7 protein-coding genes are annotated in these 11,565 nt (G+C 65.9%); 1 reads left to right on the forward strand and 6 read right to left on the reverse strand.

Annotated features, from left to right (window positions below):
• Nucleotides 1-712: 712 nt before the first annotated feature.
• The 5 genes from pnp to rbfA all read right to left on the reverse strand — a co-directional run bounded on the left by pnp (nt 713) and on the right by rbfA (nt 7,056).
• Nucleotides 713-2,848, reverse strand: coding sequence for a polyribonucleotide nucleotidyltransferase (pnp, locus tag JWQ89_RS14240; RefSeq protein ID WP_299642058.1), 2,136 nt, complete (start codon nt 2,846-2,848; stop codon nt 713-715).
• A 343-nt stretch (nt 2,849-3,191) separates the two neighbouring features.
• Nucleotides 3,192-3,461 carry a 30S ribosomal protein S15 gene (gene rpsO / locus JWQ89_RS14245; RefSeq protein ID WP_055874294.1) on the reverse strand — a complete coding sequence of 90 codons (270 nt, stop codon included), beginning with the start codon at nt 3,459-3,461 and terminating at the stop codon, nt 3,192-3,194.
• A 195-nt stretch (nt 3,462-3,656) separates the two neighbouring features.
• Nucleotides 3,657-5,378 carry a sensor histidine kinase gene (locus JWQ89_RS14250; RefSeq protein ID WP_299642060.1) on the reverse strand — a complete coding sequence of 574 codons (1,722 nt, stop codon included), beginning with the start codon at nt 5,376-5,378 and terminating at the stop codon, nt 3,657-3,659.
• Between the two features lie 101 nt (nt 5,379-5,479).
• Entirely contained in the window at nt 5,480-6,361 is an 882-nt protein-coding gene (gene truB, locus JWQ89_RS14255; protein WP_299642062.1) for a tRNA pseudouridine(55) synthase TruB, read from the reverse strand.
• Nucleotides 6,362-6,651: 290 nt separating this feature from the next.
• Complete coding sequence (gene rbfA, locus JWQ89_RS14260; RefSeq protein WP_299642064.1) at nt 6,652-7,056, reverse strand: 30S ribosome-binding factor RbfA; 405 nt, start codon at nt 7,054-7,056, stop codon at nt 6,652-6,654.
• A gap of 374 nt (nt 7,057-7,430) precedes the next feature.
• Here rbfA and JWQ89_RS14265 point away from each other — a divergent pair, with 374 nt between their 5' ends.
• Entirely contained in the window at nt 7,431-9,677 is a 2,247-nt protein-coding gene (locus JWQ89_RS14265; protein WP_299642065.1) for an excinuclease ABC subunit UvrA, read from the forward strand.
• Between the two features lie 260 nt (nt 9,678-9,937).
• On the opposite strand, the gene JWQ89_RS14270 is transcribed toward JWQ89_RS14265, so the two are convergent.
• Nucleotides 9,938-11,565 (reverse strand): ABC transporter ATP-binding protein (locus JWQ89_RS14270; protein ID WP_299642067.1); only part of this gene is annotated, 1,628 nt, incomplete at its 5' end.

Below are 11,565 nucleotides of genomic sequence, written 5' to 3' on the forward strand. Positions count from 1 at the left end.
CCGAGGCGGAGGGCCCCCTCCCGGCCTCCCCCATGAAGGGGGAGGTGCAGAGTCGAGTTTGGGCTGGATGGTGCCTCACGCACCGGCGGGGCACCCTCCCCTTTATGGGGAGGGGTGGGGAGGGGCCGTCTGCTTCGGTTCTTTCACCTCAGCAGCGAGGCTGTGGACCCCCACCCTTGATCCCTCCCCGCAAGGGGGAGGGAGATGACTAAGGACTCGGTGTGCACCACCTCAAGAAAAAAAGCCCTGATCGCTCGGGTCTTTCGTATGTGGCTGCCACACACTCGGTGTCATCCCTGCGGAAGCAGGGACCCAACTCTCCACTGGCGCGGGATGATGGATGGGTCCCAGCTTTCGCTGGGATGACATCGCGTTTGGGGAGCGTTTCGGGGTTGAGCAGGTTGCTGTGGGGGCTCGGGTTTCGTGCCGTGTCGAGGCGGAGGGCCCCCTCCCGGCCTCCCCCATGAAGGGGGAGGTGTAAGCCGGTGGGTTGGCGAGATGGTGCCACGTACTCGATGCGGCACCCTCCCCTTTGTGGGGAGGGGTGGGGAGGGGCCGTCTGCTTCGGTTCTTTCACCTTGGGCAGCGAGCTGTGGACCCCCACCCTTGCTCCCTCCCCGCAGGGGGGAGGGAGACGACTGAGGCGTTCGTCACCACAAAGAAAATAGGCCCGGATTGCTCCGGGCCTTTCGTATTTTCGCTCTCGAAGCGCTTATTCGGCGGCTTCGGTTTCGGCGATTTCCTTGCCGGTCGCCTGGTCGACGATCTTCATCGACAGGCGGACCTTGCCGCGCTCGTCGAAGCCCAAAAGCTTGACCCAGACCTTGTCGCCTTCCTTGACGACGTCGGTGGTCTTGCCGACGCGCTGGGTGGCGAGCTGGCTGATGTGGACGAGGCCGTCCTTGGCGCCGAAGAAGTTGACGAAGGCGCCGAAATCGGCGGTCTTGACCACGGTGCCCTGGTAGATCTGGCCCACTTCCGGCTCGTCCGTGATGCCCTTGATCCACTTGATCGCGGCATCGATCGAGGCGCCGTCCGAGGACGAGACCTTGACGGTGCCGTCGTCGGAGATGTCGATCTTGGCGCCGGTCTTTTCGACGATCTCGCGGATCACCTTGCCGCCCGTGCCGATCACTTCGCGGATCTTGTCGGTCGGGATGTGGATGGTCTCGATGCGGGGCGCGAACTCGCCCACCGAGTCACGCGAGGCGGTGATGGCCTTGGCCATCTCGCCCAGGATGTGCTCGCGGCCGCCCTTGGCCTGGCCGAGCGCCACCTGCATGATCTCCTCGGTGATGCCGGCGATCTTGATGTCCATCTGCAGCGAGGTGATGCCGTCGGCAGTGCCCGCCACCTTGAAGTCCATGTCGCCCAGGTGATCCTCGTCGCCGAGGATGTCGGAGAGCACGGCGAAGCGCTCGCCTTCGAGGATGAGGCCCATGGCGATACCGGCCACCGGCTTCTTCAGCGGGACGCCCGCATCCATCAGCGCCAGCGAGGTGCCGCAGACGGTCGCCATCGAGGACGAGCCGTTCGACTCGGTGATCTCGGAGACGACGCGGATGGTGTAGGGGAAGTCTTCGGCCTTGGGGCGCATCGGGTTGATGGCGCGCCAGGCGAGCTTGCCGTGGCCGATTTCGCGGCGGCCGGGCGAGCCCATGCGGCCCGCTTCACCGACCGAGTACGGCGGGAAGTTGTAGTGCAGCATGAAGTTCACCTTCTGGGTGCCTTCGAGGCTGTCCACATACTGCTCGTCGTCGCCGGTGCCGAGGGTGGCAACGACGAGGGCCTGGGTTTCACCGCGGGTGAAGATGGCCGAGCCGTGGGTACGCGGCAGCACGCCGACTTCCGCCGAGATCGGGCGGACCGTCACGAGGTCGCGGCCGTCGATGCGGGTTTTGGTGTCGAGGATGTTCCAGCGCACGATCTTGGCCTGGAGGTTATGGACGACTTCGCCCAGGTCCTCGGCCGAGACGGTGCCGGCTTCGATGGCGGGAGCGAAGGCTTCCTTCACCTTGGCCTTGGCGGCATCGACCGCGGCGTAGCGCTGCGCCTTGTCGGTGATCTTGTAGGCGGCGCGGAGGTCCGCCTCGGCGACGGCCAGCACTTCTGCCTCGAGCGCCGAGTAGTCCGGCGCGGTGAAGTCGCGCGGCTCCTTGGCGGCCAGTTCGGCGAGCTTGATGATCGCGTCGATGACCTTCTTGGAGGCCTCGTGACCGAACATCACGGCGCCCAGCATGATTTCCTCGGACAGCTCCTGGGCTTCCGATTCGACCATCAGGACGGCGTCCTGGGTGCCGGCCATGACCAGGTCGAGCTTTGATTCAGCGCGACGGTCGACGGCGAGGTTGAGCACGTACTGGCCATCGATATAGCCGACGCGGGCGGCGCCGATCGGGCCCATGAACGGCACCCCCGAGATGGTCAGCGCGGCAGAGGCGGCGACCATGGCGAGGACGTCCGGGTTGTTCTCCATGTCATGCTGGAGAACGGTGACGACCACCTGGGTCTCGTTCTTGTAGCCATCGGGGAACAGCGGGCGGATCGGGCGGTCGATCAGGCGCGAGGTCAGCGTCTCGTTTTCCGTCGGACGGCCTTCGCGCTTGAAGTAGCCGCCCGGGATCTTGCCGGCGGCGAAGTATTTTTCCTGGTAGTTGACGGTCAGGGGGAAGAAGTCCTGGCCGGGCTTGGCGGACTTGGCCGAGACCACGGTGGCGAGGAGCACAGTCTCGCCGAGGGTGGCGAGCACGGCGCCGTCAGCCTGGCGGGCGATCTTGCCGGTCTCGAGGGTAAGGGGCTGTCCGCCCCAGTTCAGTTCGACTTTGTGGTGGTCGAAATTGATGGGCATATCGATGTCTTTCCATTCTGCCGGAATGAGCGGGAACGCGGGGGCGTAGCCACCCCGCGAACTCATCCGGTGTGCCAGCCCCTCCAGCACCCCATGTGCTCGGACGGACCCAAAATCGGCACGGTTCCGCGCTGACACCCACCGGTCTGGGTGGGGCGGAACATGGACAAGACGATGAGCCGCTCATGTCTCGGGGGGAGAGGCACCTGCTGGCGCCGTGAGCGGCCGATGATCTCGCCATGCTCCGCGTAGTTCGTCAGCCTACGCTACTAACCGGCGTTTCTGCCGGGATTGGACCACGAGGCGTACCTCGTGGGTCCGGAGTCGTAATTCAAGCCTTGCCTTAGCGGCGCAGGCCCAGGCGCTCGATCAACGCCTTGTAGCGCGCTTCGTCGGACTTCTTGACGTAGTCGAGGAGCCGGCGGCGCGTCGAAACCATCTTCAGCAGGCCGCGGCGGGAATGGTTGTCCTTGCCGTGCAGCTTGAAGTGTTCGGTGAGGTTGGCGATGCGTTCGGAGAGGATCGCGACCTGGACTTCCGGCGAGCCGGTATCGTCCTTCTTGGTGGCGTAGTCCTTGATGAGCGCAGTCTTCCGCTCTGCGGTAATCGACATCGGAAAGGTCCTTTCTATAGAGGATCATCGGGACGCTGCCGCCCGGGATGTCGTCCAGGCGGAGCCATGAATAAGCGCCGGCTGGGCCGGAACTCGCGCGCTCTATAGGGGAAAGGGGGGACGAATGCCAGCTATTTGTCTAAGGGACTTGCCGTGGTCCGCGATCGAGCCGCAAGCTCTGGCGGATCTTTTCGGTCACGCTCCGGATTCGCTTTCGCTCCTGCCGTTCAGCGTGTCGGACGGATCGAGCGAGGCCAACGGGATGGTGAAGCGCCACTCGATGCCGCGCTCGTGCACCTCGCGCTTGACCTCGGCGCCAAGCGAGCGACCGACCATGTTCTCGAGCACTGTGGTGCCGAAACCGCGGCGCGGGGTGACGGCGCCGGGGGCGCTGCCGCTTTCATGCCAGACGAAGGCGACGGCCTCGCCGACGCGCTGCCAGGTGACCCGGAGCCGGCCGCCTTCCCTGGCAAAGGCCCCATATTTCACGGCATTGGTGGCGAGCTCGTGCGCCGCCATGCCGAGGATCTGCGCCGCCTGGGCGTTGAGCCGGAGCGGCGGACCTTCGACGATGACGCTCTCGCCGTCGATCGGGCAGAACGGGTCGATCTGGCTGACCAGCAACTCCTTGAGGTCCACACCGGCGACCCCGTGGGCGAGCAGCAGGTCGGTCGAGCGGGCAAGCCCGAAGATGCGTTTTTCGAAGCTGGAGACGAATTCGGGGACGGTGTCGGCGCCGCGGGCAGTCTGCTTGGCCATGGCGGCAATGACGGTCATCTGGTTCTTGCTCCGATGCGCCAGCTCGCGCATGAGGAAGCGCACCTCGGTTTCGGCGGCCTGGCGGCGGCGCGACGCATCGCCGAGCGCGCTCGAGACGGTCTCGATTTCGGCGATCGGGAAACTGCGCGCCTCGACCGGCTGGCCGGCGCCGAGGCGCTTGGCGTCGGCTTCGAGGCCATGCACCGAGCGCCCGATCTGGAGACTGACGCCGTAGACGACGAGCACCACCAGCGCAGCGAGCAGCACGCCGCCGGCGAGCAGCGACCAGAACGCGTCGGCAAGCGGCTGGGCGACGACGTCGCGATCGGCCCAGGCGACGAGCGTCCAGCCGGTGAGCAGGGATTGCTGGGCGACGACCAGATATTCAATGCCGTCCGAGGCAATGGCGCGCCAGCCGGGAGTGGAGCCGAGTGCGTTGACGGGGGCGAGGTTGAAGGCGTCGCCGGTGTTGCCGCCTTCGCCCGAGGCCGCGATGATGACGCCCTTGCGGTCGACCAGCGCCACGTGCCAGCCGTCCGGCATGCGGCTCGCGAGCAACGCCATCGACAGCTGGCTCGCGGTCCGGCTGAAGCCGAGGATGATCGGCTCATGGGCGGGCGGGAAGATCGGCTGCAGGATGTTGACCACCCATTGCTGCGAGATGCGGCCGAACACCGCGTCGGACACGGCGACCTCGCGGGTGTCGAAGGCCTGCTTGGCGGTCGCGACGTCGCCGATGGGCGTGCTGTGCTGCTCGGACAGGGGGACGCGGGTGGAGAGGTCCGAGGTGTAGTCGGAGTGGATGAGATAGACGTAGGAGCCGCTTTCGGACAGCGCCTCGCTCACCCGGCCATGGAAGGTCGCATAGTCGGCCGGGTCCAGTGGCGGGGTGGTCGCGAGTACCCGCAGGGTGGTGATGTTGGCGTTGATTTCGCGGTCGACCGCCTGGACGATCGAGCGGGCATTGCCGGTGATCAGGGTTTCGACGACGCGCTCCTGCGCCTCGTTGTTGCGTTGCAGCAGAATGGCGGAAAAGACGAAGGCCGGGACCAGCGCGACCAGCGCCAAGACGAACAGATACACCGCGATCGGCCGGGCGGAGCGGACGCGGCGATGCAATGGTACAGCACTTTCGGCCGGGCTGGACCCGTCAGCCATGTAACACCCCGGCAGACATGAACCCCCGGCCCCAAGGAAAACTACAGCGTGGGTGAACGCCGGACTGGGACTTAAGTTCCAGTGCCATCGGGCGAGAATCTTCAGCCCAAGAGGACGCGCTGGGGCTTGAACTGGCCGGCTTCGACGCGGCCGAGCGCCACCGCGACGCCGGCGGTGCTTGCCCAGGCGCTATCGAGCGCGACGGGGGCGGAGGCGCCGCCAAGCAGCACCGGGTTGCCGTGGCGGACGGCGCTAAGCTGTTCCGGCGTCAGGCGAATTTCGGGCAGCAGGACGAGGCCCGCGGCGACGGGCAGGAGCAGGGAATCGCGGTCGGCGGCGGCTTCCAGGGCCTCGAAGGTGACGGCGCGGGCCTCGGTGAAGGGGCCGACGGCGGCGCGGTGGAGTTTTACGACGTGCCCGCGGGTGCCGAGGTGGCGGGCGAGGTCGCGGGCGAGGGCGCGGACATAGGTGCCCTTCTCGCAGGTCATCTCGAGATGGCTGATTTCTTCAGTGTGTTCAATGAGTTGCAGGGACTCGACATAGATCGGGCGGGGCTGAAGCTCGACCATTTCGCCGGCGCGGGCGAGGTCGTAGGCGCGTTCACCGTCGACCTTGATGGCGGAGAAGGCGGGCGGGGTCTGCATGATCGCGCCGGTAAAGGTCACGAGAGCTGCCCTGATTTCGTCGCCACCTGGCCGCACAGATGAACGCTCGCTGACAATTCCTTCAGCATCGTCGGTGGTGGTCTCCTCGCCCCACTTGATGGCGAAGCGATAGAGCTTCTTGCCGTCCTGCACCGCGGGAACGGTCTTGGTGGCTTCGCCGAGCGCGATGGGGAGGATGCCGGTGGCGAGCGGATCGAGCGTGCCTGCATGGCCGGCTTTCTTCGCGCCGAACAGCCAGCGGATCTTTGCCACGGCCTGGGTGGAGGTCATGTCGTAGGGCTTGTTGAATATCAACCAGCCTGAAACGTTCCGTTTCATGTTCTTCTCGCTCACGGGCCGCACCGCCCATCGGCTGGCCGCCGAAGGGCTGGCCCTCCGCGGGGGCGGCCGACGGCCGGGGTCCTCGCTGTGCTCGTCCGGACGTCGCGCTTGGTGGATCTGGGTTGGGACAAAGCTTCGGTTCCTGCGCCTCCCTCCCCTACTTCAGGGGGAGGGGTTGAGGGTGGGGTCAGCGGCACCGGTGCCTGGGGACCCCCACCCCTGACCCCTCCCCCTGAACAGGGGGGAGACGACTGAGAGGCCGGCGCTCAGCACCGATGCAACTGCGCTTACTCTTCGTCCTCGTCCTTCAGATCGCGTTGCACGCGGTCGGAGCGGAGGAGGGCGTCGATCTTGCCGAATTCGTCGAAGGTGGTGTCGATGAAGAAGCGCAGTTCGGGGGCGAATTTCAGGTCGAGCTCGGGGGCGACACGACCGCGGATGAAGCGCTGGTGGCGGTTGAGCGCCGCGACGATCTCGTCGGCGCCCTCGCCGCCGAGCGGCATGATGTAGACGCTGGCGAGCTTCAGGTCGTTGCTCATGCGCACTTCGGGCACGGTGATGACCTTGCCTTCGAGCAGCGGATCGTCGATCTCGCCGCGGGCGAACACCCCGGCCAGCGCATGGCGCACCAGTTCGCCGACGCGCAGCATGCGCTGGTTGGGACCGGTGGGCTTGTTGGTTTCGCGTTTCATTGGCCGGAAGTAGGCGCTAAGCGGCGCGGCGTCAACTTTGGCGGGATGTCGAATTCGAGGCTGCTGACACGTCATGACAGGAGGGTTTGGCAGGCTGCTGGCGGTCGACAGGTTGATTTGAGGTGACGGGATGATGGGTGGAGCGTTCAGGCCGATACGATGGCGCATGGGGCCACCCCCACCCTCGGTCCCTCCCCACAAGGGGGAGGGAGGCGATGGAACCGAAGCGGAGGGCCCCCTCCCGGCCTCCCCCATGAAGGGGGAGGTGCAGACACGAGGCTGTGGCGCGACGATGCCACAAGCTGCCAAAGTTTGGCCCTTGCCATCAGGCAATAGCTTATTTAACTAACCGGTAAATTACCAAAGAGGTCTGCATGTACGGCTCGATCCGGATCCGCGGGGCGCGGGAGAACAATCTGAAGAACGTCTCGCTCGATATCCCGAAGCGGAAGATCACGGTGTTTACCGGCGTCTCGGGGTCGGGGAAATCGTCGCTGGTGTTCGGCACCATCGCGGCCGAGAGCCAGCGGCTGATCAACGAGACCTACCCCGCATTCGTCCAGCAGTTCATGCCGCATTACGGCCAGCCGGACGCCGACGAACTCGAGAACATCTCGGCCGCGATCATCGTCGACCAGCAGCGGATCGGCGGCAATTCGCGCTCGACCGTGGCGACGGTGACCGATGCGGCACAGATGTTGCGGGTGCTGTTCTCGCGCATCGCCGAGCCGCGGCTGGGCTCGCCCGGGCTCTATTCCTACAACGATCCGCGCGGCATGTGCCCCGAATGCGAGGGCATCGGGCAGGTGGCCGCGATGGACATGGACGCGGTGCTCGATGAGAGCAAATCGCTCAACCAGGGCGCGCTGCTACCCAAGGATTTCGCCGTCGATAGCTGGTGGTGGGAGATCTACAAGAACTCCGGCCTGTTCGACATGGACAAGCCGATCAACAGGTTCAGCAAGGAGGAGCGCGAGAACCTGCTCCACCTCGACGATGGCCGGAAGATCAAGGTGGGCAAGATCGGGCTGACCTATGAGGGGGTGGTCGCGAAGCTCAAGAAGGGGCTGGGCTCGAAGGACCCCGAGAACCTGCAGCCGCATGTGCGGGTCGAGTACGACAAGATTTTTGCGCGCAAGACCTGCCCCGCCTGCCACGGTGCGCGGCTCAACACGGCGGCGCTCGGGAGCAAAGTGAACGGCGCTAACATAGCTGAATGCTCGGCCATGCAGGTATCCGACCTCGCCCCCTTCGTCCGGAGCATCGATGCCCCCGCCGTCGGACCGATGTTAACAGCGCTCGCATCGCGGCTCGAGAACCTCGTGACCATTGGGCTCGGCTACCTGAGCCTCGATCGGGAGAGCTCGACCCTGTCGGGCGGGGAGAGCCAGCGGGTGAAGATGGTGCGGCACCTCGGCTCGTCGCTGACCGACATCACCTACGTGTTCGACGAGCCCTCGGTGGGCCTCCACCCGCACGACGTGGGCCGGCTCGCCGGGCTGATGCTGCAGCTGCGCGACAAGGGCAACACGGTGCTGATCGTCGAGCATAAGCCGGACATGATCGCCATTGCCGACCACGTGGTGGACATGGGGCCGTTCGCCGGATCGAAGGGCGGCGAGGTGGTCTACGAGGGCGATTTCGACGGGCTGCTGAAATCCGGCACGCTGACCGGCGACCACATCCGGAAATACCAGCCGATCAAGACCGAGCTGCGGAAGCCGAGTGGCGAGCTGCGGATCAAGGGCGCGAAACTCAACAACCTGAAGGATGTTTCGGTGACCATCCCGAGAGGGGTGCTGACTGTGGTGACGGGCGTCGCCGGGGCGGGGAAGAGTTCGCTGATCCAGGGCTCGTTGCCCAGCGCCTATCCGGACGTGGTGATCATCGACCAGAACCTGAACCGCGGTTCGCGGCGTTCGAACACGGCGACCTATACAGGCATCCTCGACAATGTGCGCAAGGTCTTTGCCAAGGCCAACGGGGTTGATGCGGCGCTGTTCTCGGCCAACTCCAAGGGCGCCTGCCCGGACTGCAACGGGCTGGGGGTGACCTATACCGATCTCGCCCATCTCGACCCGATGGTGACCGAGTGCGAGACCTGCGAGGGCAAGCGCTTCACCGACGAGGTGCTGGCCTACCAGCTGCGCGGCCGCTCGATCTCGGATGTCTACGAGATGCCGGTGGGGGAGGCGGCGAGCTTTTTCACCGAGGCGGCGATCGCCAAGATTTTGAAGGGGCTCGAGGATGTAGGGCTCGGCTATTTGACGCTGGGGCAGCCGCTGTCGACGCTGTCGGGCGGCGAGCGGCAGCGATTGAAGCTCGCGGCGGAGCTGGGGCGGAAGGGGCAGATCTACGTGCTCGACGAGCCGACGACAGGGCTCCACATGAACGACGTCGACACGCTGATCGGGCTCTTCGACCGGCTGGTGGACCAGGATTCGACGGTGATCGTCATCGAGCACAATCTCGATGTGATCAGCCGGGCGGACTGGGTGATCGACCTCGGCCCGGGGGCGGGGCACGAGGGCGGGAGCGTGGTGTTCGAGGGGACGCCGACGGGGCTGTTGGGGGCGGAGGGGAGTTTGACGGGGCAGGCGTTGCGGGCGCGGGGGGTGTGACTATTGCTGATCGAGCGTGGGGGTCCCCTCGCTCCGGACGATAGAGCCGAAGCAGACGGCCCCCTCCCGGCCTCCCCCATAAAGGCGGAGGTGCAGAGGGGGCTGTGGTTCGATTGTGCCTCGTGCTCCACCACACCCACCGGTGTCATCCCTGCGAAGGCAGGCACCCAGCTCTCGGCTGGTGCGGGCGGTGAAATGGGTCCCAGCTTTCGCTGGGATGACAGCCGGTGGGTATGGTGGCCGAGTGCCCACCAGTCTGCCTACCGATACCCGGCCGCCTGCAGCTCAAACAATTCCGCGTACCTCCCCGCTTCCGCGATCAGCTCGGCGTGAGTCCCGGCTTCCACCACCTTGCCGTCGGCGAGGACGACGATGCGGTCGGCCATGCGGACGGTGGAGAAGCGGTGGGAGATGAGGACCGCGGTGGTGCCTTCGGCGAGGTTCTTGAAGCGGGTGAACACTTCGGCTTCGGCGCGGGCGTCGAGGGCGGCGGTGGGCTCATCGAGGATGATGATCTCGGCGTTGCGCATGTAGGCGCGGGCGATGGCGATCTTCTGCCACTCGCCGCCTGACAGGTCCTGGCCCTTCAGGAAGGTGCGGCCGAGCATCTGGTCGTAGCCGCCGGGGAGTTTGCGGATCACCGGATCGGCGAGGCTCTGGGAGGCGGCGGCGACGACGCGGTCGCGGTCGGCGGCTTCGTCGATACGGCCGACGCCGATATTGTCGGAGGCGGAAAAGCTGTAGCGCAGGAAGTCCTGGAAGATGACGCCGATATGGGTGCGGAGATCGTCGGTGGCGAAGTCCTTGAGATCGGTGCCGTCGATGGTGATGCGGCCTTCGTCGGGGTCGTAGAGCCGGGTCATCAGCTTGACGATGGTGGTCTTGCCGGCGCCGTTCTCGCCGACCAGGGCCAGGGTTTCGCCGGCGGGGACGACAAAGCTCAGGTTGCGGACCGCCCAGTTTTCCGAGCCCGGATAGCGGAAGCCGACATTGTCGAAGACGATGCCGTGGCGGAGCGGCTGCGGGAAGGGCTTTGGGTGCTTGGGCTCGAGGATGGTGGGGGCGATTTCGAAGAAGCTGAAGAGGTCGTCGAGATAGAGCGACTGGCCGGCGATCTGGGTGAAGCCGATGAGGATCTGCTGCAGGTACCCGTTGAGCTGGCTGAAGCTGCCCGAGAGGAACACCAGCGTGCCGATGGAGAACTCGCCGTGCAGCGTCCGCCAGACGATATAGGCGTAGGCGGCGTAGTAGGTGAGGGTCGAGATGGAGGCGAGGAACCCGGTCTGGAGCGCGCGCTTGATGGAGAGCGCGCGGTTTTCCTCGAGGATCTGCTGGCTGAGGGCGCGGAAGCGGCCGGAGAGGAAATCGCCCAGCCCGAACAGCTTGATCTCCTTGGCGCTGTCGGCGCTGGCGCCGATCTGGCGCAGGTATTCGAGCTGGCGGCGCTCCGGCGAGCGGTTGTGGGAGATCCAGTAGGCGAGGCGGTTGAAGCGGAACTCGCCCCAGACGGCAGGGATCAGCGCGAGCGCAAGGAGCCCGATGAGCAGCGGGGCATAGATGAAGAGGCCGGCGGCCAGCGCCACGGCGGTGATCATCGACTGGCCCTGGCCGAAGACCTGCGAGATGACGGTCGAGCGGGATGAGGCCTGGCGACGGGCGCGCTCGAGGCGGTCCTGGTATTCGGATTGCTCGAAATGCTTCAAATCGAGCTTGGCCGCATGCTGCATCAGCTCGAGGCTGACGGCGTTGGAGTGGCTTTCGCCGAGGATGGCGTCGACGACATTGATGGCGCGGTTGAAGCCGTCGCGCGAGAGGACCAGCACCAGCTCGAAGGCGAGCAGCCAGAGCTGCGGGGTGAGCCGGCCGCTCGCCAGCCAGTCGCCGAGGT

It is taken from the genome of Devosia sp., assembly GCF_028290645.1.
In the GTDB taxonomy this organism is placed as follows: domain Bacteria; phylum Pseudomonadota; class Alphaproteobacteria; order Rhizobiales; family Devosiaceae; genus Devosia_A.